This window comes from Natronoglycomyces albus (assembly GCF_016925535.1).
GTDB lineage: Bacteria > Actinomycetota > Actinomycetes > Mycobacteriales > Micromonosporaceae > Natronoglycomyces > Natronoglycomyces albus.
In genome coordinates this window covers 114198-135036 of sequence record NZ_CP070496.1, presented here as the reverse complement: position 1 = coordinate 135036, position 20839 = coordinate 114198, and the positions used below count along the sequence as shown (strand labels likewise).

General features: G+C 60.8%; 18 protein-coding genes. 10 read left to right on the top strand and 8 right to left on the bottom strand.

Annotation, left to right across the window (positions count from 1 at the left end; genetic code table 11):
• Positions 1-525: 525 nt before the first annotated feature.
• From JQS30_RS00515 to JQS30_RS00505, 3 genes are all read right to left on the bottom strand, one after another.
• Positions 526-1089 carry a hypothetical protein gene (locus JQS30_RS00515; RefSeq protein WP_213171470.1) on the bottom strand — a complete coding sequence of 188 codons (564 nt, stop codon included), beginning with the start codon at positions 1087-1089 and terminating at the stop codon, positions 526-528.
• A gap of 364 nt (positions 1090-1453) precedes the next feature.
• Positions 1454-2695 (bottom strand): hypothetical protein, encoded by a 1242-nt coding sequence (locus JQS30_RS00510; RefSeq protein WP_213171469.1) that lies wholly within the window; start codon positions 2693-2695, stop codon positions 1454-1456.
• Positions 2696-3018: 323 nt separating this feature from the next.
• A complete protein-coding gene (locus JQS30_RS00505) occupies positions 3019-3978 on the bottom strand; it encodes a DUF368 domain-containing protein (RefSeq protein ID WP_213171468.1) in 960 nt (319 codons plus the stop codon).
• A gap of 136 nt (positions 3979-4114) precedes the next feature.
• On the opposite strand from JQS30_RS00505, the gene JQS30_RS00500 reads away from it, so the two are divergent.
• The gene (locus JQS30_RS00500) at positions 4115-5251 is read left to right on the top strand and encodes a hypothetical protein (RefSeq protein ID WP_213171467.1); all 1137 of its coding nucleotides are present in this window, start codon (positions 4115-4117) and stop codon (positions 5249-5251) included.
• A 13-nt stretch (positions 5252-5264) separates the two neighbouring features.
• Here the strand turns inward: JQS30_RS00500 and JQS30_RS00495 are convergent, their stop codons facing one another.
• The 4 genes from JQS30_RS00495 to JQS30_RS00480 form a co-directional block, all read right to left on the bottom strand.
• The gene (locus JQS30_RS00495; protein WP_213171466.1) at positions 5265-5876 is read right to left on the bottom strand and encodes a hypothetical protein; all 612 of its coding nucleotides are present in this window, start codon (positions 5874-5876) and stop codon (positions 5265-5267) included.
• Between the two features lie 452 nt (positions 5877-6328).
• Positions 6329-6688 (bottom strand): ArsR/SmtB family transcription factor, encoded by a 360-nt coding sequence (locus JQS30_RS00490; RefSeq protein WP_246497978.1) that lies wholly within the window; start codon positions 6686-6688, stop codon positions 6329-6331.
• 730 nt (positions 6689-7418) lie between these two features.
• The gene (locus tag JQS30_RS00485) at positions 7419-8018 is read right to left on the bottom strand and encodes a LacI family DNA-binding transcriptional regulator (RefSeq protein ID WP_213171465.1); all 600 of its coding nucleotides are present in this window, start codon (positions 8016-8018) and stop codon (positions 7419-7421) included.
• A gap of 70 nt (positions 8019-8088) precedes the next feature.
• Positions 8089-8892 carry an HAD family hydrolase gene (locus tag JQS30_RS00480; RefSeq protein WP_213171464.1) on the bottom strand — a complete coding sequence of 268 codons (804 nt, stop codon included), beginning with the start codon at positions 8890-8892 and terminating at the stop codon, positions 8089-8091.
• Positions 8893-9396: 504 nt separating this feature from the next.
• On the opposite strand from JQS30_RS00480, the gene ssd reads away from it, so the two are divergent.
• The 6 genes from ssd (at position 9397) to JQS30_RS00450 (ending at position 15785) form a co-directional block, all read left to right on the top strand.
• Complete coding sequence (gene ssd, locus JQS30_RS00475) at positions 9397-10539, top strand: septum site-determining protein Ssd (RefSeq protein WP_213171463.1); 1143 nt, start codon at positions 9397-9399, stop codon at positions 10537-10539.
• 278 nt (positions 10540-10817) lie between these two features.
• The gene (locus JQS30_RS00470) at positions 10818-11960 is read left to right on the top strand and encodes a TadA family conjugal transfer-associated ATPase (protein ID WP_213171462.1); all 1143 of its coding nucleotides are present in this window, start codon (positions 10818-10820) and stop codon (positions 11958-11960) included.
• 230 nt (positions 11961-12190) lie between these two features.
• The gene (locus tag JQS30_RS00465) at positions 12191-13543 is read left to right on the top strand and encodes a type II secretion system F family protein (RefSeq protein ID WP_213171461.1); all 1353 of its coding nucleotides are present in this window, start codon (positions 12191-12193) and stop codon (positions 13541-13543) included.
• A 916-nt stretch (positions 13544-14459) separates the two neighbouring features.
• A complete protein-coding gene (locus JQS30_RS17610; RefSeq protein ID WP_246497977.1) occupies positions 14460-14588 on the top strand; it encodes a DUF4244 domain-containing protein in 129 nt (42 codons plus the stop codon).
• 347 nt (positions 14589-14935) lie between these two features.
• On the top strand, positions 14936-15394 hold the full coding sequence (locus tag JQS30_RS00455; protein ID WP_213171460.1) for a TadE family type IV pilus minor pilin: 459 nt from the start codon (positions 14936-14938) through the stop codon (positions 15392-15394).
• Positions 15381-15785 carry an Rv3654c family TadE-like protein gene (locus tag JQS30_RS00450; RefSeq protein ID WP_213171459.1) on the top strand — a complete coding sequence of 135 codons (405 nt, stop codon included), beginning with the start codon at positions 15381-15383 and terminating at the stop codon, positions 15783-15785. Before JQS30_RS00455 ends, JQS30_RS00450 begins: the two co-directional genes overlap by 14 nt.
• A gap of 270 nt (positions 15786-16055) precedes the next feature.
• Here the strand turns inward: JQS30_RS00450 and JQS30_RS00445 are convergent, their stop codons facing one another.
• Positions 16056-16757, bottom strand: a complete 702-nt coding sequence (locus tag JQS30_RS00445) for a TetR/AcrR family transcriptional regulator (RefSeq protein WP_213171458.1) — start codon at positions 16755-16757, stop codon at positions 16056-16058.
• 293 nt (positions 16758-17050) lie between these two features.
• Between JQS30_RS00445 and JQS30_RS00440 the strand changes: the two genes are divergently transcribed.
• The 3 genes from JQS30_RS00440 (at position 17051) to JQS30_RS00430 (ending at position 20699) form a co-directional block, all read left to right on the top strand.
• Positions 17051-17398, top strand: a complete 348-nt coding sequence (locus JQS30_RS00440) for a hypothetical protein (RefSeq protein ID WP_213171457.1) — start codon at positions 17051-17053, stop codon at positions 17396-17398.
• A 1402-nt stretch (positions 17399-18800) separates the two neighbouring features.
• Entirely contained in the window at positions 18801-19643 is an 843-nt protein-coding gene (gene ddaH / locus JQS30_RS00435; protein ID WP_425498881.1) for a dimethylargininase, read from the top strand.
• 411 nt (positions 19644-20054) lie between these two features.
• A complete protein-coding gene (locus JQS30_RS00430; protein ID WP_213171456.1) occupies positions 20055-20699 on the top strand; it encodes a hypothetical protein in 645 nt (214 codons plus the stop codon).
• The last annotated feature ends 140 nt before the right edge of the window (positions 20700-20839 follow it).

Genomic DNA, 20839 nt, shown 5'->3' with positions numbered 1-20839 from the left:
CGAGGGTTGCCGCGCAAGGTTGCCCATGCGTGTTGCGGGGTCTCGATGTCCCGATGCGGGTCGTCTCCGACGTCCACCGTTCCGGAAGCTGCTGTGGTCCGCGTGCTCACACATGCGAGTTCGTGGAACCACCTTCGACAAGGCAGGAACATATTTATTTGTCAATCGTCGGCTCAGTCTGCCGAGTATTTAGTTTTTCCAATACCTTTGCTTTACGGTTATATCCCGCATCGCAGGTGTCGTATTGGATTGACACGCGGTGGTATTGGTAGTTTTTATTTTCTCCACTCGCACAACGGCCGTGTCGTCCATTGCTGCTGCCGTGGCAACCTCTACATCACTGATGGCTGAGAAATACATCGGCCCGATGGGCAATGAGTCCCCTACCCGCCAGTGCAACGAGCTGGTGCGTCCTTTACGGCTGCAATAGATCAACGAACGGAACGCGTAAAAGTAACGTAAATGCCGATCGTGGAATCGCTCACACAAAGCGATACGCGCTGGCGTGCGATATGGGCTCGTGCATTAAGGCGTCGGCTGCAGTCGGTCAAGCAGTTGCAGCAGGTGGTAGACCGGGTCACCGGCCATCGGGTCGGCGTCATCCGTCATCGGGCTGCCTGGTGTCGTGTTTGGGACATCAACGATTCCAGAATTCACCTCGGCGTCGGTGATGCTGTGGATCGGCTCGGGGATCGGAATCCAAAAGTTCTCCTCCACCACATCCGATACGTCGGCCGCGTCGACATCATCTGAGGTCACGGGCGATTGAGTCTCGAACGCTCCCAAGGCGTCCTCTAGCGCGTAGAGACCGGCCAGGATAGGCAGAGATGACGTGGCATCGAGGTCCTCGCTGGTCACAGCGGCCAGCACATCGTCCACTATTATTTGATCGGTGGTGACGTCATCAACCATTCCTTGCACATCGGCTAGCGTGGGCTCGTATTGCGCCACATCCCAGTCTTTACCTTTCGGGAAGTCTTTATCGTGCTGGTCCGACTCGCCCGCGCTCGCGGGAGCACTCGCTACCAACAATGCTCCGGCTGCGAAAGTTCCAACAAGGGTCGCTGTCCGAAAAATGCGGTTTTTCACTGATTTTCCTTTCGTGAGAAAGCGTACTCAACTACTTTCTCTATGGTGATTTCCTGGAGTTGAAATTGATCTCTCAGCGATGCTGACAAGAAACTTGAATCATCGTGGAGGCGATGTTCAGAGCTTTCGTTTTCATGTAGCCCTACTCGCATATGACATCAATTTCGGTTGGTTATCTACACTGGATCTCACGCCTTTTAGGCGCTAGTGAATTCCAGTATTTTTGTGGGATGTGGTCTATCAATTCAGCAACCTGAGGCAGCACCGATAGTGGGTGCGAAATATGGTGGGCCGCTATGCGCAAAAGGGTGCGCACCGCTCAGGCGCCACGGCAGAACTCACTACTTGGTTCTGCGTTGGGAGGCTAGTCGGGTGAAAAACTAGGCGAAGTCAGATATTCGCTCGCGTGGGCACGAGCCATCTGACCAGGTTGAAGGACCACATCGGAATCCGCTCCACGCGCAAAATGCACGGCAAGGGACGACGGGTTAAGTTCGCCGCCCATGGCGCTACCAGCACCGGCAAGGCTGCCCGTGGGTGTGGCCACCCCTCGGAATGGGGCCGACTCGCGATTGAAGTCCAGGTTAAAGCCACCGCGGTGCTCACTAGTGAGCTCCCACAGCTGCCCAAGGGCAGGCACGGACTCCCGATCCACGTCGCCAGGCCAGACATCAAGCCTCGGCGCGGGCTCCGGCTTAGGAGCACTCTCGTCAAAATCACCGGCTGCCCGGAGGGCTAGGCCGTTCGCAACAGCACCGGACGGGTTGTGATTCCACGTTGCCGTCGCGTTGGAGCCTGCTGGGAGGACGTGCTGCAAAACGGCCGTCGCCTGCTGACCAAACACGGTGTCAAGGTCCACGCTGAATGAGTCGAACAACCCGTTGTCCACCACCGAATCGGTTCCCCGAGCCGGGGAAATGACGTCGGCGGGCAACTGTTCAAAAGCCGAACCGGACGGAGCAACCGCTGCCAAGTCAAGCGAGTCAAAGATGGAAGTGCCGTCGGGCTGTTCTAGCGGCAGCTCCACCATGGGAACAGCTTCGAGTAGCGTTCCTTCAGAAAGAACACCGCTGTCAGCCAGCAGGCCATCAACATCGGAAACATCGATGCGCATTTGCTCGGCGATAGTGGCCCCGGCCGTGGAGACTCCCGAGTCACGCTCGCCAGGTACCCCACCAGCTTCGTCAAGCTTCGAGCCCGAGATAAGCCCGGAAACCTCGTCGGGTTCGTTCGCGGCTATAAACACGCTGCCACCAGGCTGGTCCTTGTTGTGGGCGACAAGAAGTGCCGCTCCATCAGCCGGGCTATCGATCCCCGGCCCAAGAGCAGGGGCCTCCCCAAGGATTCCGGACAACTGCACCAAGCCGTCGGTATCGCCCTCGTGGGCCGTAGCCGCAGCCGCCCACATAAAAGCTCCACCCGCAACGGCAAAGGCCGCAAAGGCGATCGTGGAGACAAATCGGCGCGCTGGCGAAGCTGGGGCCGCGCCATTTTCCCCCCGCCGTGGACCGGTCTTGGCAAAGCCCGCGAATCGGGCCACCCGCATGGGCGCAGGCAGGAACGAGCGGCGTCGACCGCTGGCCCGAACCTGAGATAGTGCGCTCATGACTTTTCGCCTTGTCCATTGCTTTACCTCGCACGAAAACGAGGATCTAGGTTATTGCTGGTGAGACCTGGATTCGGCCTCTTGTGCCGGACTGCGGTGAACCGACGACCCGTGCGTAAACACCTGACCGGATACGGCGGCAGGTGGAGGCTTGATCGCCGCGGTGGGTCAACACTTGACACGCAGCCAAGGTGGCCAGTGACCGTCGCACCAACCACCCTGATTAACGGCGTAGGCACAACGGGGTTACGCCTAGTGACAAAAAAATCAGGGCACACCTGGTCCCCACCAGATATGCCCTGCTCAGTATGGAGTGCGGAGGTTCAGCTCTCGTCTTGTTTACTGGCCGCGCGCGCCTCGACGATAAGCGCGACCGTGACGATCAATGCGCCGATGATGGCTAGCAAGATCGGTATACCCAAATGACCCTCTGGCGCTTGCAACATGCGATCGTCGTCCTGCCAGGGCCACAGTGCCCGCAATGAACCGATCATGAGACCCGCGAGGACGGCCAACGTTGCCTGCCGCTTGTGATGCAAAAGCCACTGCAGCCGCTTCACAAAGACCGAAAGCCCGATGACCGCTCCCAGAAAGAAGACGCCGATAAAGGCCATATCCCGATCCGAAACAGCGTGCTGCACCGGAATGTAGAGCCCCATCGCCATCAGGATGAAAGAGCCGGACAAACCTGGTACCACCAGCGCGTTGATCGCGATCGCAGTCCCAAAGAGCACCAGCCACAACGACGGGTCGCCCACCTGCGATTGAGGGAGGCTGGTGAGAATCGCGGCGGTAACAACCCCGGCCACCAACAAAACCCAATCGACCGGCCGCATGCGTTGTCGCATCATGCGGAGTGGAACCAGCACCGACACCGCGATCATCCCAAACAGGACGGCCCGCGTCTGAGTCGGATGGTCCTCCAGCAGCGGGGCGACGGTCATCAGCGCGGCGATGAGCCCCACGGACATGCCCGCGATGATGGGAAGGATAAAGCGCCAGTCGACGGTCTTCCACGTCGCCCAGCCTTTGGAGAAACGACCGGTCAACACGAACTTGATGCCGCTGATAGTGTCGCCTGCCGCGTCGATGAGCCGGTCATAGATACCGACCACCAAAGAAACGGTGCCTCCGGAGATTCCAGGGACAGCTTCGGCAACGCCAACGAGTCCACCGCGAACCATGAGCCCCGGTGACTTGCGCCACTGGGTCGGAGAGGGGGGTGTCACGTCCTCCGCATGGTCATGCCCCATACGGTTCTCCACAGGCGTTCTCACATTCATTCATCTAATCTAGCCGGGCCCCAATCTACCCCACAGACCAGCCGTGGACGGGCAAGCAGGCACAGGCCATACTGGGTAGAAACATCGCGCGAAGTCTTCCGCGCGAGGACCGTGGGCATTGTCAGGAGTCATGAGTATGAGCCGCACCGTGGGGCCGTTCACTGATGTAGCGACCGCCCGCGTGGAGGGCGCCTACGAGATCTGCGAAGGCATGGACACTGCGGGGCGCTCGGTACAAATTCTTACCCTTGGCATCACCTCGGCAAAGGACCCCGGCCGCCGTGCCCTACTCTCCGACACCGTCGCCTGGGCACACGCGACCGCTGGCCCCGGAGACGCCCCGATCTTGCAAGCGGACCTGACCAGCGATCAACCATATGTGGTGACGTTGCAAAGTCCCCAAATGCATGGAGCCGAACGAATCCTAGATCGGCTCTTGGAGCTCGGCCCCCCGACCGGGCCGATCCCCCTAGTTTCCACCCAACGCTCAGGCAATGCTCCTCATCATGAGAGTGCTGCATCCACAACTGGCTCGCAACCTGCGGTTCCACATTCAATGAGCCCATTTGGGCCCAACGGGTCCACACCGTCGCATCACTCCTCCGGTATCACTCGCAAGCCAAAGAAACCTCCGCGACTGAACGCGTTGGTGGCGATTCTAGGAGTCTTGGCGCTACTGGTATTGGGCGGCGGCAGTTGGGCGGCATGGACCTACCTGGGGCCTGACGATACGGCCAATGACGCGGCACCCACGGATGCGGAGACGAACGAGGAAAGCACCGGTGGCACCAGTGCGCTGGAGGACTCCTTTGTTCCGGAGTTCAAGCCCGCCGTCGAGGAGCTGCATCTACCTGCTGGCGTATTCGAAGACGACGAGGAGACAAAGACCGTCGCCGAGGCAGGCTGGCCCTTCGCCTTTCGCATCCCGGCCGACTTCAGCTGTTCGGAAGAGGGGCGGATATTCAAGTGTTCACCTCCCTCGGGCGGCAACGACGTGACATTGTCGTGGTCGGTATGCCCCGATGGATGTCCCGACAGCGTCCAGGACGAACTGCACTCACAAATGCCCTACGGTCCTCTTGACCGCTTCAACAGCACCATCGGATTCTCCGAACGGCACCCGCATGACGTCTACCGAGCGTCATTGAGCTTCTTTGTCCCCGTGGACGAGGAGGTCATCCACATCAAGTTGGTGGCCGACACAGCGCAGAACACGGCCGAAGAAGTACAGAAGATCATCAACGATGTTCTAACGCAGGCACACGCTATCTAACCCGGTTTGCCGCTTACCGAAGTTCGTCCCAGTTGGCGAGGGCGCGTTCGATGATTTCCGAATCTCGTTTGCTGACATTCGGCAGTGCCGCAGAGAATCCGGCCGCCTCAACGGATTGGGCAAAGTCGCCATCACGCAGTGAACTTTGAAAGTGGGAGAGAGCCGCTGCCGTCTCTTGGTCGACACCAAGCGCCGCCAAGAGTGGGTACTCGAAGTTATCGAAAATGGTCTCCTGGCTCAATGAGGCCAGCGGCGTCGTCGGGTCCTCGGCATTATGAGAGCTAATGCTTCGCTGGGTCATCAAGCGACCCTCAGCCGAAGGTGTGTCCAACTGTTCGGCCCGGTAGCCAAAGGAAACAAGCCACATCATGCTGGCCGCGTCGGTTCGCGGGTCGGAGAGGGATACCTCGGTGGTGTTCAGATCGACGGACAACGCGGCATCGGCGGGTAGCGCCACGCCCACTGGGTCAGAGGCGATCGAATTTTCTCGTACGGCCCATTGGCCCGCCAAACCTGTATCGGGCATGACGACCCATAGCGCGGTTTCTGGAATCCAGCCGTCGAGTTGCGATAGGTGCGTAGTCAGCGTGTCTGCTTCCAAATGTTCGACCGTATCGACTTCCACTACAGACACGCTGACGCAGCGCGACCCCGCTCGCGGGGACGACTCCTCATATAGGTCCACGTGTTCTTGAAGTACGGGCGCGATATCCGGCGATACTCCGAGGCTCAACTCAGTTGTGCCTTGACAAGACCGAACCTCGGCAATAGCCGCATGCAGGGTGAGGCCGCTTATAGGCAACATCACCGCTAGGAGGGCCAGCCCTCCTAGCAGCCGACGCCTCTCTCGTGAGAATTTCCGCGGTTTGCGGTGTCGGCCACTCATGACCCCAGTGTATGGGGGATGAGCATGCGAGCCAACCGGTTGATTACGGTCAGTTCGGCGCAATTGGGCTTTCGCCTCCGCCGCCATGGTGCGAAATAGGTCGGCGTCCGGGTGCGTCGGTTTGTGGCACTAAAAGAATCGTCAAAGTAGGGCTTTGCGTGAGTGGGGTCGCCCCGCGAGAGGCGTTGTGGTCAGCGACGACGCGGTCGGCGACGCGGCGGAGTCAGAAGAGTGGCCACCGTGCGCATGGTTTCGGGAACGATTCGGAAGTAGGCCCACACACCGCGCTTCTCGCGCTCGACGACTCCGGCCTCGACCAGAATACGTAGGTGATGGCTGACGGTGGGCTGGGAAAGCCCGAGGGGTTCGGTTAGCTCGGCTACACATGCCTCGTGGGAGTCTGAGGATTGGATCAAGCTAATGAGCTGAAGGCGGTTGGGGTCTGCGAGAGCTTTTAGAACACTCGCGATGCGCTCGGCATCGGCCTGCGGAATGGGTTCGCCGCTGACGGGGGATGCTGGCGTTTCAGATTCAGCGATTACTCGTACCATTTCAATGGTCCTCTCACCAAGGGAAACCTTCGGCGTCTCTCTTGGATGGTTTCACGGCATCGCGTGCCATCGAGGGAGACTTGTGGGTGCTGTCTGGTGTCGGCTCGTGTCTTACCCAGTTATCAGGCACGACATTGCTTTAGCTGACGGCACAAGATCGACTATGGAAAGTATGCTTCTCCCACGTCAAAGACTTGCGGTAACCAACACGTCGCAGGGACGGGAATAGTTGCCGTCGAACAGGAGGAAAATTGCGCCGAGGTCAGCGAGTGCGCTTTTTTGCCTCACTTAGCTTCTGTGCCACCGGATTTGAATGAGCACTCGTTGTGCTCATCACAACGACAACGAGCTTACGCTATGTGGCGACTCAACACCAGAGCAAGCAACAGAGTACCTGCTCGCGTCGAGGTTCGGCATTTGGTATGCAGCGCGACTACCTGCGGTTACATCCAAGATGGCCGATATCAAATCGAATATGCGACATTTGGTTGTCGCCGATTTCACATACTCGGCGACCCGTTTCCCAAAGGGCGACAACCGTTCTGATCTTCACAGTTTAGTTCACCCGTATTACTATTCACGCCTCTGGGAACAATTTTTCTAGCCTCCGCATACAACGAACCCTGCTGACACCTAGATTATTCGGTCAGCAGGGCATAGACGTTTAGCTATTTTTCAGGGACTGTTAAGCCAGAACTAATTCCGCTCCACAATAGGGTGAAGAAAACTTTCACCGAAGCAATAAGCCCTGCAAGGCAGTTTCCAATGCTTCACTGCCCAATTGGACCAACGGTTTTTGCTCAAGCGAAATTCCAGGTTGGCGACGGGAGAACAAGGTCTTCTCCGTCATGCCTTCATCACCAATGCTCACAACATCACAGCCTAGCTGCTGGAGGGCGCGCAACTGGCCGTGCAAGCGAGTCGCAGCCTCGGAGGTGGGGGGCTGCGAAAAGGCGACGACGATCGCACGCGGGCGGTACCCGCGCAACGATGTGAGATCGATGTCCCTGTCGTCAATCTGACAGGGCACAACCAGTACATGCAAGTCTCGGTCTTCGGCGGTGATCAGCACCCCGGCCAAAACGCATGCGCAATAGTGTTCCGTGACGTCGTCAACCAAGATTGCCACTGTCGAGGAGGTAGACCTTGCCAAGACTTGCGCTCCGACGTTAGGGGCGTAGTTCAATTGGCGGGCGGCATCGTGGACCCGTTGAGACAACTGGTCACTGACGCGGTGAGGAGATCCATTTAGTACTCTGGAAGCGGTTGCCACAGAGACCCCGGCGGCTTGGGCGACATCAGTGAGACGTGCGGGCCTAATCCGTACCATTCACGCAGGTTACAGGCTGATTGCCTATCGTGCGCACACGCCTCGCCACTTATTGTCCACTTTAGATTAACTAGCGCCTCTTCGACCTCTTTAGATACCACCAGAGGCCAAACGACAAGGCAGCCACTCCAACCGCAGCAGCCCCGATCTTCACTGGCGTGCCTTGCGGCAACGAAGCAAAGCGACTCCGCAGCGGGACCGGATGACGAAACGCTAGAACGGGCCAGCCTTGATCCATCGCGACTCGACGCAAGGCCCGGTCTGGGTTGACAGCGTGCGGATGCCCCACTACCTCCAACATCGGCTTATCAGTCACCGAGTCGGAATACGCAAAGCAATCCTGCAGGTCAAGACCCCGCTCATTAGCGAAGTCGCGCATCGCGTCGGCCTTGGCGGGACCGGCCGCGTAAAAATCGATGTTCCCGGTGTAGTAACCGTCTTCAGTGACCATGCGGGTGGCAATAACGTCGGATACGCCCAACATACGACCGATCGGAGCGACAAACTCCTCGCCCGAGGCAGATACGAGTACCACCGAACGCCCGGCCGCCGCATGCGCCTGAATGAGGGCCGCCGCTTCGGCATAGACAAACGGATCAATCATTTCGTGCAGCGTCTCGGCAACAATCTGCTGCACCTGTTCGACAGGCCAGCCTTGGCATAGCTTCGCCAAGTAGTCGCGTGTACGCGCCATCTGGTCGGCGTCAGCGCCGTTGACGAGGTAGGCCAATTGGGCATAGGCGATCTTGAGGACGTCACGCCGCCCCATGAGGCCGCCCTTGTAGAGCGGACGCCCGAAGGCGAGAATGCTCGATTTGGCTATGACAGTCTTATCGAGGTCGAAAAATGCCGCTGATTTGGATTGCTGCCCCATAAGCAGCCAGTTTAGGCCGGGACTCGGACAGCGGCTAACATTCGCTCCGGCCAGTCGGGGAAATCCACCCGAATATTCAAAGAAGACAGTGTTTTTCCTGTCTACATGTCACTAGACAATCCCAGAGGCCAGCGGCTGGAAACCCGATGGTGCCCGACCTCGATGAGCGACCGGCGCTCATTGTCAGCGCCTTGATCGCCACGCCGATCCGGATGGAAACTCAGCGAAGCCTCCCTGCTGCGCTCACGTTGGCCCATCCTTGCCGGTTCAGGCCAGTCGCCACCGATGGTGGCTCTTTGGGAGAACATAGTGCCCCCGAGTTGAGCATCCTTTTTCTTCAGCGTGTCGTCCATTTATGTGCGACGTGCGTACATTTTCACGCCGCAGGGCACAGTTATCCACAGGGCTGGACAGGTTATCCACAGCCTCAATATTTTTTTCTTGTCAACCGTTGACATGTGGCGGAAAGTAACTCTTAGCAATGAATTCACCACAAGGAGCCACATGAGACCAATTCCATCGTTCCTGATTTCCCGCGATCGCCACCTCATTAAGCACGTCACCACCATCGCGGCCGCATGTGGACACCCTTTGGTGCATGTGCCGACCCTGGAGGAGGCGCGAATGCATTGGCAAACATCTCCTTTGGTCTTGGTCGGCTCCGACCAAGCGGCCAACTGCGCGGCGGCTGGCCTTGCTGCCAGACACGACGTCATCGTCCTCAAGAGACAAACCTCGCGAGCAGAACCAGTGTGGCCACCCGCCATTCAGCTCGGTGCCACGGCTGTGATCGAACTTCCCGAAGCCACCGGATGGCTGCTGGACCGATTCACGCGCGCCAACGGTCACACCTCTGCCGCCCCAATCCTCGGGTTCGTCGGCGGTAGCGGTGGTGTGGGGGCCAGCCAGCTGGCGTTGACTGCCGCCACCATCTATGCCGATGGCGGGAAGCGTGCGGTCTTGGTCGATCTTGATCTACAGGGTCAAGGAGCCGACGTGGCCGCTGGCATGGCACACGTCCACGGGTGGCGATGGCCAGCACTCGCACAATGCCAGGGCGCGCTCGATCCGCAGCGCCTGCTGTCTGAACTTCCCCATCGTCATGGCTTGCACATCTTGGCGCCCGACCAAGACAGCCCTTGCGAGCCCTCGTCGGAGAACGTGGCCGCGATTTTGCACGCCGCTCGCATCGCCGCAAGTGTCGTGGTCGTGGACTTGCCTCGGCAACCAGATGTGTCTTCAGCCCGAGCCGCGCAGTTCTGCACGGCGGGGGTGATTGTCATCCCCGAGGACGCGCGGGCCATTTCCGCAGCCCAGACTGTCGCATCGAAGTATCGGCCCCATTGGTCGCACGTGGGAGTCGTTCAACGGTCAGGCGCTGCCTCCGCGGTTCGAGGTTGGGGTAACCGTAACCGCGTGGTTCCAAAGTCCGTCGCCGACCAACTTGGGCTCGAACAGTGGGGGGCGCTGCCGACGGTACCGAAACTCGCCACGTGGCTTCGTAAGGGCACATTGCCTCCACTGCGACGGGCAGGGCTCTTTCCCGGCCAGCGCCGGGCGATGGATGAGGTGCGGTCGCTGTGCGGCTATCTGCTTCGACGTGCGGAGACATTTGCTCCTGTTAATGCGAAGCTGGAGGTCGCGTGATGAGCCCAGGGAACGATGTGGCGGCTAAACGGTGCGATGACGTTCCTGGGGTTGAAGTGGCCCGCGAGGGACGCCGATCCGAGGGGGCTGACCTTTCCCCTTTGCCGCGCGTGTTCGCGCCCCGGTTTTCTGCTCGGGAAGTGAGCTCGTCTTCAGGTTTCGGGCGATTTTTCCGGCGGCCCGGGAAGGGCGCTCCGGCGGCGGAGGCCGTGGCCTCGCGTGCTTCACGTCTGTCGGGCTCACGAAATCAGCGGGCTTTGTCGTCCGTGGGTAGCGCCATGGCTGAGCGGTCATTGGTGGGTCAGGTCCGTAGCGACTTGGCGGGCCGGACGAGCTCGGTTCCGCATAGTGCTCAAATTGTGCGTTCGGTGCGGGATTCGGATGCCGCCCCGGTCGATCACGATTCGCTCTTGCGGGTCTCGGAGTTGGTGGAGGCGGATCTGGTTGGGGCGGGCCCGCTTCAACCGTTGCTGAATGATCCGGCAGTCAGCGATGTGGTGGTGAACGGTGTTGACGGGGTGTGGGTTGACCGTGGTGACGGTTTGGAGCGGGTCGACGTTCTCCTCGGAGGTGAGGATGATGTTCGGTCGCTCGCGTGTCGGTTGGCGGCGGTGGCGGGGCGGCGGCTTGATGATGGAAATCCGTTTGTGGACGTTCGTATGGCCGATGGGACCCGGTTTCACGCGATGTTGCGGCCGGTGGCGGGTAGTGGTCCGTACTTGAGTTTTCGCACGCATCGGTCTCGGGCGTTTACTTTGGCGCAGCTGGTTGAGTGCCAGACGTTGACTGAGGCGTTGGCTGGTTTGTTGCACCGAGTGGTGCGGGCGCGGCTGCCTTTCCTGGTCACGGGGGGCACGGGTACTGGAAAGACCACGTTGTTGGCGTCTTTGCTGTCATTGGCGAACGATTCGGAACGGCTGGTTTTGGTTGAGGATGCCGCCGAGCTGCGGCCCGATCATCCGCATGTGATTTCCCTGGAGGCGCGGCCCGCGAATGTTGAGGGGCAGGGTGTGGTCACGCTGGCGGATCTAGTGCGGGAGTCGCTGCGTATGCGGCCGGATCGGGTCATCGTCGGTGAGTGTCGTGGTGCCGAGGTGACTGAGTTGCTGGCGGCTCTGAATACCGGCCATGACGGTGGGGCGGGGACGTTGCACTGCAATGCGGCTGCGGATGTTCCGGCTCGACTGGAGGCGTTGACGTTGCCGCATGGGTTGAGTAGGGCTGGTTTGCATGCTCAGTTGGAGGCGGCGTTGCGGGTGGTGGTGCATCTGCGCCGGGATGGAAATCGGCGGGTTGTGGGTGAGGTGGGCCTGTTGCAGACCGGTTCTGAGGGTTTGTCGGTGCGGACGGCGTTTCACCGTAGCGGGGAAGGTGCGGTCTATGGGGAGTTGGAACGCCTCCTTAGGGAGCGTGGGGCATGAACGGTGGTGGAGCGTCTGCCTTGGTCGGGTCGGTCTCGGATGCGCGCCCCGGTGACGTTGGGGGCGTGCCCTCAGGGCCGGAGGGTGAAACCTTCGATGTCCTGCCTGATCGTTTGGCGTCATCTGACATGGCTGCCTCTCACGTGTCGATGTCTCGGCGGCGGGTTTGGTTCGCGCGGCGTGGTTCGCCGCCTTCACCGGGTGGGGGCAAGCTGCGGAGCCCATCTCGGATGGAAATCGCTGCGATGCTGCGCAGTCATCCCCGCTTGGCTCCGTTTAGCGCGGGGTTGGCCTCTGGGCTGACGTTCGGGTTGCTCTCGGGCTTCGCGGCTGGGCTAATCGCCGCTTCCTACGCCACGGCGGGAATGGTGGCGTGGCTGTGGCATCTGAGGGAGGGCCGGCTGCGGGAATCGCGCCACCGGATCGCCGAGGAGGTCTCGTTTCTCGCGGCCGACTTGCAGGCTGGGGCGAATCCACAGCGGACGTTGGCCGCGACGCTTTCGGCTTGGCCCAATGGGGAGAACCAAGCCAAAGAACAGCTGCTGTCGGCCTGGCAAGTCAGCGCACAGCTGGGGGCTCCCACGTCCGGTATCGCTCAGGCGCTCGGCGCTCATTTGCTCGACCAGGTTTCTTTGGAAGAGCGCCTTCACGCTCAGACCTCGTCGATGCGAGCCACCGCTGGTTTGCTTCTGGTGTTGCCGTTGTTCGGCGTTGCGCTGGGTGAATCCATGGGAGCGGGAACGGTCGAATTTCTCCTCCACACCCTGCCTGGCTTGGGCTGTGTCGTGGCAATGCTCGGATTGCAGTTGCTGGGGTGGATGTGGACGTACAAGATTCTCGCTTCCATTAAATGTCTCCCGGAACCGCGACCTAAGCAGTCGGGCTCCCTGTCCGTGAGGCAGGTTCGAGGCCACATGAGACCACCAATGTTTCACGTGGAACATTCCACATCCGTTGCGGCTGAGGCAATCTCGCGCCGCTCGAAGGTGGCACCACTGATCATTTCCGTCTGCGTCGGTGGCGTCGCCGTCGCAAGTATTAGCGGTTGGGCAGGCATCGCGGTAGCCAGCCTCGCGGGATTCCTCTGCCATCGAATTTTGTCCTCTAAGGAGGGTCGTGCGGAAAAGGCACGGCTGCTGGCGTTGAAGCCTTCGTGGATGTGGTGCCTTGATCTGCTTGCCTCTGGGCTTCGATCGGGAGCCCCCTTCCCCAGGGTGGCCCAGGCGGTGGCTTCGGCAATGCCGCCTGGGCTATCGGGGCGTCTGTCCCGCATGGCGCAAATGCTGCTCATGGGCGCACCGACCAGGGAAGCCGTAGCGGAGTTGGGGGACCTGCCGGGCCGTGACCGTCTATGCGACCAGTTGGAGCGCAGCGACCAATCCGGGGCGGCGCTGGCGAACGGAATGCGGGAAATGGCGGCCGGTCTGCGTCGTTGTGAACAGAACGTAGCTCACGCTCGCGCCGGTCGAGCTTCGGTGATGTTGGTCGGGCCATTGTGCCTGTGCTTCCTGCCCGCGTTCGTGATCGCGGGAGTCCTACCGGTCATATTCGGGCTCCTCGCCAACACTTTGGTCACGCTGTGACCGACCTGGCGGACTTTTCCAGACAAATTCATACCGACGATCACCTTCGATGAGGCCGCCTCACAGCAGCCGGAAAGCAGCACTCATGGCACAGACGATCCATTCGCAAAGGCATTCGGGGGCCACCCGACCATTTGTTCCCTCAGGCGAGAGCGAAAGGACCTCGACATGTCATCGCCGACGCAGCACCTGTCACCACTTGCATCGACTCAACTGTTCAAGTAGCCCCGGTCATCTACCCAAGGCCAACCGGTCGCTCATTCCCACGCACAGCGACGTGACTTGGCGACAGCGCTCGCCACACCGCGACCACGGCCCCAACACCGCAGCCACGTCGATTCGCCAGTGGAGGCACGAGTTCGCCGACCACGAGCCCTTGGCCGAGGTTCCCTCGCAGGTGTGCCGCTCCGACGATGCGTCTCACGAACGCATGAGGCACATTGAGGCGATCCGTGAACGTCGTCGGAGCAGCTATCGCGACCACAGTGGCGCGTGGTCGGGATCAACCGCACAACGGCACCGGCGGCGCCCTTCGCCGCACCCGGACCCTGCCAAGGACGCGCCACCAATCCGGACGCCACGGCATCAGGTGGTTCCGGCCTCGCCAAAGGCTGCGTATGCGTCACGTGCCGGAGGGCGGTCGCAAGCAGCCAGCCACACTGCCGCATCCTCCTACTCGGCAGTGGGTGGGCGACGAACTGCCCGCAGTGGTCTACAAAGGCTGGGCCCACTGCCCCAAGTGACGCCACATGCGGCCAGCATGGCTGCGGCCCCATCATCACAGACACACCGACGTGGGCAGCATACGTTCACGGCCCGCACTGGACGGCCGCTTGGACGGGCCTGTGCGGTGAGGCAACGCTTTTGGAGAGCGGCTCGCAACGGGTTTGCAGAACGGCTGCGAGGCGAATCGGGCATGAGTACCGCCGAGTACGCGGTGGGAACACTTGGCGCGGTGGCCTTCGCCGGGGTTCTGGTCTTGGTGGCCAACTCAGGTTTCTTCCAAGATCTCATCGAATCCCTCATCACTCAGGCTCTTAGCTAGCGACGCAACGCCACCGGTGCGGCAGACTCCGACTGGGTGCCGGTCGGCTCGTTTGATCGGCGTCCGCGTCTTTTCCTGCGGCCTTTGAACCTGTCACTTTGTATCCGCGTGAACTTCAGGGCGGTCGGCCCATTCTCAATGGTTGTCACTGGGCCGATCGCCTCTCAAAGCCAGCAACTGATGAGTTTCCGTGACGACGAAGACCTGTTATGAGCCTCTGGCAAGCGCCGACAACGCAGCCATGCGCCCCAGAACCCGCCGAAATAGTAAAGAAAGTCTGTTCGGGGCTTTAAGCCACCGCGCGCCGCCGTTGGCGGCAACACTCATGGAAAGGCAAGGGAACTCACTTGGCCAAGCAACCATTCGCATCAGCACACCAAATACCACTAGGAAAAAGCAGCCACCACCCCAAGGCCGGATCGGGCCGTGCCACTGCTTCGCCTACCCGCAGAGAGGGCGGATTTGCCACCGCCGAGATGGCTATGGCTTTGCCAGTGGTGACGCTAGTCCTTGCCGCCGCGATCTGGTCGATATCGGCGATGGGCACCCACATTCGCGCCGTTGACGCCGCATACAGCGGAGCCATCGCAGCCGCACGGGGAGAAGATGCCACAGTGGCGGCCAGCTCATATGTGCCAGCGGGTTCCGCCATTTCGCTCACCGAATCGCATAACACCGTGACGGTGACCGTCGAGGTACCTATTCGACCCCTGGGCGGGCTAACGCCAGACTTGAGCGTGTCCTCATCGGCCACGGCTTCCAAGGAACCTCGTCTGCCGGTGGAGGGCAACGATGAACACGATTAAAATCCCTGGCCGCCATGCACGACACAGCCGAGGCGGACGTCTCAACCGTGAGGAGGGTAGCGCTAGCGTCGTCCTCACCGGAGTGCTAGCGGTCATCGTCATCCTAGCGGCCGGTTTCATAACCGTGTCGAACGCGACCGTCGCTCGTCACCAAGCACAAGGTGCTGCGGACGTCGCCGCCTTGGCGGGTGCTCGTGTGGTGGCCTCACAACCAGACTCCGTCTGCGACCTGGCCTCCAACCTGGCTGCCGAGAACGCAGCCACCTTGTACGAGTGCCGCAGCACTGACTTCGAGGTGATAGTCAGAGTCAGTGTCGAAGCCAAAGGAGCTGCCGCGCTGTTCGGTCCAGCCCATGCCGTCGCCAGAGCCGGGCCTACGTGGGTTTCCTAAAAGCTCTAGCCGCAGAAAGCGGAAGAATTCAGCTCTGAAGCCAACTGAGGAGAGTCCGGTCGGGTCCGGCAACCTTAAGCCCGTGCGAACGGTCCCACCTATGGAAGGAGGCAGAGCCCAAAGGCGAGTGCCGCCTCGTTCCCGGAGCGTCCTCATAGGAACTTAGAGAATTCGCCACGAATCGGCGCTGTGCCTCCGACCACCACGGTGGGCCCGCAGAGAAGTCATCGGCGAGTAAACGAGTCAAACCACGAGCGTCGATGGGCCCATTCACCGGGGAGAGGAGTGAATATGGTGAGCTCCCGCGTCATCAAAGTGCTCACTACGGATCTTCTCCATGTGCGCTATGAGAGACGAATAGTCCCTCGCGGCTCCCTGCAAGAGAATTTCAATGGCGCGCTCGGCCTCTTGTTCACCGATGCCTTGAGAGTTGAACATCGATCGGTAAAGCACCAGCGATCCAACCATGTCGAGCAGTAGCTCCCGGTCAACGTGAGGACGCAGATCCCCACGAGAAAACGCTCGGTCCAATGAACGACCGACGGTTGATCGAGCGGGCTCGATGACAGTAGCCACGTAGCGGTCGCGCAACTGCGAGTCCGAGGCGCAGTCGGCATAGAGTGCGCTCAACACATCAGGACGAATAGTTCGATACGCGGCCAAAAACACCAAGAAGCCCTCACCGAGATCGCACAGCGTGCAGCCGGTGTCAGGTGGGGCGGGGACGTCGAGCCGTTCCCCAATAGCTGCCAGCACCAAAGGTGCTCGACCTCCCCAGCGACGATAGATCGCTGGCCGCGAGGTGCCGGCTATACGCGCCACAGCTTCCACCGAGACGCCGCCGTAACCCTGTGCATCCAAAATCGCGAGGGTCGCCACGATGACCGACGTGTCAATGAGCTGGTCACGAGGACGGCCACCTCGCCCCTTCCGCCCCTCCTCGTGCGTGTCCCCTGTTCGCGAAATCTCCATGACCAAAGAATAGCGTTACATTTCATGGCGAAACGTAACTTCGCCCTCCGGTTCATTGGCCACTAAGGTAGGCCGACCTCGACAAACGACCTGTGGACCTATCCGAGCGTGGTTTCACGGCAGCCCGTACATCCAATTGCGATACATTACGTAACGAAACGAAAATAGGATGGCCGCATGGCAACCCGCAGGCTGCGGTGAGGAGTCTTCGCCGCCTGCGGAGGCCAACGGAACTCTCATGGGCCTTTGCCGAAATGGATTCTGTTGATCCCCCTCATGGAAAGGAACACTCGATGACGAACAATGCCGCCCCCACGGTGCGCAAATTCGACACCGCTCACAGCGACCGCACCACCCAGCTCCCCGACCACCGGATTCGAATCACTCCGGCCGTTGAGGCGACCGAAGGTGGTCCTTTGAGCGCTTATGGGGCCACCTTCGGGCAAGGGGAACGTGCCAAGCTCCCGGCCCCCTACGAGGAGGTGTGGGTCATTGTGCGCGGGCTGCTGCGTCTCAATTGGAATGGCGACAGCCTCACTGTCGGCGCTGGAGAGTATCTACATGTGCCAAGGAACTCGCCCGGCGAAGTTGAGGCTCTTGAAGAGACCACTCTCGTCTGTGTTTCGGTCCCGGCCCATTGACCCCTCTCGGGACCGATCAACTCACCCTCGTGGTCTTCGCTGGCATCTCTTCGACACGTTCACGCGCACCCGCAATCCGCAATATCGCCGCGATCACACAGCTGACAAAGAGAAAAGAGGAGCAAACGTGTCAGGTGCCATTTTGTTCATCAACACCATGCGAATCCGAGCCGAGGAACTGAGCGATTTCAAGCGGGCCATCAAGCGAGCGGTGGCGTTCGTGGAGGCCAACGGGCCGCAACTGATGGTCGAGGTTTTTCTAGACGAGAGGGAGGGACGAGCCCACAGCTTCCAACTCTATGCGGATTCGGCTTCCATCCTGACTCACTGGCGCATGTCAGACCCCTATATCAATGACGTCATGGAACACGCGGTGGTCGAAAGGCTTGACATATACGGCCTCCCGAACGAAGCGGTCATGGAGCGGATTAACGCCTTCTCCGAGGCGGGAGTCGAGGTTTCCGTGACGCCCAATCTCACCGGCTTCCACCGCCTTGTCCCGCTGGCCGGAGGATTCGACTCTTTAGTTCCAACGGACGCGCGCCCGCGCGCTCATGGAGCATTGTGCTCCGTGGTGACGAGAGCCGAAACGCTCCGGGCGCGCACTTGTCGAATCTTGTGCGAAAGTGCAGATCCAAGGCCGCCGAAGGTAAAGTTTACGCAGGTGAACAGCCGACGAAAGCCCCCAGGTGCCTTTTGCGCGAGCCTATTGCGCGATCAGGGACGTGGCAGCGACCTAACGCTTGGCCTCCGGCCGCAACTGACATGCGTTCTAGCCCAGAAGAGGGCCGGGGGCTCACGCCCTATTTTCGAGCGAGCCCGGCTGCGGGTTTGCCAGGCCTGTCGGCAGTCAGCCGATTCCCCGCCTAAATTCATTCGCACCGGGGGAATACCGGGGCGCGGAGCGAGTGTTGCCCTGTCACACGCTGGGGCGAAAGGGGCGAGAAAGATCACGATCCAGCCACACGAACAACCTGCCGCCGTATTGCCTGCATAGCCCTTACGCTGGTGACTCGGTCGGCCGCGACACTCACGCGGGGCACAATTGCCCCGCGTGAGTGCTCCATATCTGCAAACTGTGCCCGAAATGGCGCGCACACCTGCCCACTTCTGCTCAACTTTGGCTCGTTCGGCAACCCCGGACGGACCCCCGACCGACCCACGAATGCCTGAAAAAACATTCAGAAATACGAGTAAATACGCAGGATAATCGGCATATCCCGATGCCAGCACCAAGTTCCGAACAGTTAAGGTACGCGATGTGAGCATCTCCCAAATCAGCACCAGCCAAGCGACCACCGACGCCGACGTCGTCGCCGGTGACTCCGCTTCTCTTAGCAACCTGCCGCAAGGCAGCGTTGCTCAGGCAACTGTGCCCCACGTCAACGCTCATCACAGCCCTGTGGACACGCAGGCGAGTGAGGCGCAGGCTGCGGGCTCGAAGTTCCAGCCCCGCACGTACCTCATGTGCTCCCCGGATCATTTCACCGTGGAGTACACGATCAATCCGTGGATGGACACGACCCAGCCGGTCGACACTGATTTGGCGAAACGCCAGTGGACCAACCTTGTGGAGGCTGTGCAGGCTGCTGGTCACACGGTTCACCTCCTGCAACCGGAGCCGAACCTGCCCGACATGGTGTTCGCCGCCAATGGCTCGCTGGTGGTCGACGGGGTCGCCTACGGTGCCAAGTTCCGCTACCCGCAGCGCCAGCTCGAAGCGGCCGCGCACGAGAAGTGGTTCCGTTCGCACGGTTGGCCCTATGTCGCCGCCGAGGAGACCAACGAAGGCGAAGGCGACTTCACCTATGTTGAGGGCCCCGGCCTGATCCTGGCCGGTTGGGGTTTCCGCACCGACGGGCGTGCCCACGCCGAGGCCGCCGACGCGCTGGGTCGCCCCGTGGTGTCTCTACGTCTGGCCGACCCACGGTTTTACCACCTGGACACGGTCTTGGCAGTACTGGACGACCACAACATCACCTACTACCCGGGCGCGTTCACCCCAGGTTCGCAAAGGCTGCTGGAACGTCTGTTCCCTGACGCCGTCATCGCCGATGAGGTAGACGCCGAAGCCTTCGGGCTCAACCTCGTCTCCGACGGGCACAATGTCTTTATCAACACTGAGGCCGCTGGCATGGCCAAGAAGATGGCCGCTGCGGGTTTCAACCCGGTGAGCGTGGACCTCTCGGAGCTGAAGAAGTCCGGCGGCAGCGTCAAATGCTGCATTAGCGAACTTCGTTCCTAGACAACTCATCTCCAGGGCCGCGTCGACGTCGACGCGGCCCTTATCCGTACCCCCTGGGCACCTGAGCGCCGTACGCCCATTCGCGGCCACGGTTCTCGCGTGGCCCACTTTCGTGAGAGACCAACTCCGCCGCCGAATGTGCGAACCGCCCGCTCCGGCTAGGACGTGGTCTGTGCCGTCGAATCCCGATGCTCGGTCAACCGCTGTCGAACGACTTGCGGCCCCCTGGCTCAGGCTCCCCGGTATAGCCGCTTGAGCTGGACCCCACGCGCGGCTACCGCAACCTATTGTGGAATCCCGTCCAACCACGCACCGTCCGCAGCCGTCGTAGGGTGGGTGACACGTGGCTTGGTCGCACCTACCGATACACCGCCCTCGGCCACCGCGAAGCGTCAACCCCAAGGATCACCCATGCTTTTGCCTCCCGTGCATTCCGCCGAACCGCCAGCGGGCGTCCCTCTGCCGGCTATCTGTGCCAAGCAGCTCCTGCCAGCGCCTATGCCGCTACCGATTCGCCTCGCCTTGGGCCTCATCTGGCTCGCAGTGATCGTCTCAAGCGTTTCGACCGTCGCCCTGTGGCTGTGGGGAGTGGCGCACTATCTGGCCTACTCGCCGTTCGATGGCGTCGGCCTTCCGCTGGTCACCGCTGGAGGGACAATCGCTATCGCGGTGGTACTACTTACGGCGCTTCTGGCCAAACAGCTACGTCACGCCCGCCGTTGGGCCCTCGATGTGACGTTGGCTCTGTGCACGGTCGGGGTGGCCTTCGGTGTGGCTTTGACGATGGCGCAGCCGCGCCCCGCTCATTACCTGGTGTTGGCCTTGGCCGCCACGCTCATGTTCTTGCTGGCGCTACCGAGGTCACGTCGTTGGTTTGGCCAGCGGCGGCCACCTCGACCGCGCGGGTATGCCGCTTCCTGTGCGCCAGAGGCGCTTGATCCGTATGTCTGTCGTCGTTGCAGTGGTCTGATGCCGTTGCGCTATCGCTTGTGGCTCACCGTCACCGCCGACCGGCGCGCTGAGGTTGCGCCTCCTGATTCACCGCGCGAAGCCTGATCGGGCCGCCGAGGTCAATGGTTGGCGCTAGATTCGCTTCGTGGTAGCGCCGCGTCACTCGAGACGGCGCTGTGGACTCATATCTAGTCGGTATGCGCGCCTGCGGACTGCGGTGTCGGTGCGCGTGGCTCCGTCCTCGC

Excerpts from the sequence above, each read along its gene's own strand:
- JQS30_RS00430 (WP_213171456.1), top strand. The coding sequence starts at position 20,055 with ATGCTTTTGCCTCCCGTGCATTCCGCCGAACCGCCAGCGGGCGTCCCT.
- JQS30_RS00490 (WP_246497978.1), bottom strand. The coding sequence starts at position 6,688 with ATGGTACGAGTAATCGCTGAATCTGAAACGCCAGCATCCCCCGTCAGC.
- JQS30_RS17610 (WP_246497977.1), top strand. The coding sequence starts at position 14,460 with ATGAGTACCGCCGAGTACGCGGTGGGAACACTTGGCGCGGTGGCCTTC.
- JQS30_RS00445 (WP_213171458.1), bottom strand. The coding sequence starts at position 16,757 with ATGGAGATTTCGCGAACAGGGGACACGCACGAGGAGGGGCGGAAGGGG.
- JQS30_RS00485 (WP_213171465.1), bottom strand. The coding sequence starts at position 8,018 with ATGGTACGGATTAGGCCCGCACGTCTCACTGATGTCGCCCAAGCCGCC.
- JQS30_RS00465 (WP_213171461.1), top strand. The coding sequence starts at position 12,191 with ATGGAAATCGCTGCGATGCTGCGCAGTCATCCCCGCTTGGCTCCGTTT.
- JQS30_RS00450 (WP_213171459.1), top strand. The coding sequence starts at position 15,381 with ATGAACACGATTAAAATCCCTGGCCGCCATGCACGACACAGCCGAGGC.
- JQS30_RS00500 (WP_213171467.1), top strand. The coding sequence starts at position 4,115 with ATGAGCCGCACCGTGGGGCCGTTCACTGATGTAGCGACCGCCCGCGTG.
- ssd (WP_213171463.1), top strand. The coding sequence starts at position 9,397 with ATGAGACCAATTCCATCGTTCCTGATTTCCCGCGATCGCCACCTCATT.
- JQS30_RS00510 (WP_213171469.1), bottom strand. The coding sequence starts at position 2,695 with ATGAGCGCACTATCTCAGGTTCGGGCCAGCGGTCGACGCCGCTCGTTC.
- JQS30_RS00505 (WP_213171468.1), bottom strand. The coding sequence starts at position 3,978 with ATGAATGTGAGAACGCCTGTGGAGAACCGTATGGGGCATGACCATGCG.
- JQS30_RS00470 (WP_213171462.1), top strand. The coding sequence starts at position 10,818 with ATGGCTGAGCGGTCATTGGTGGGTCAGGTCCGTAGCGACTTGGCGGGC.
- JQS30_RS00440 (WP_213171457.1), top strand. The coding sequence starts at position 17,051 with ATGACGAACAATGCCGCCCCCACGGTGCGCAAATTCGACACCGCTCAC.
- JQS30_RS00480 (WP_213171464.1), bottom strand. The coding sequence starts at position 8,892 with ATGGGGCAGCAATCCAAATCAGCGGCATTTTTCGACCTCGATAAGACT.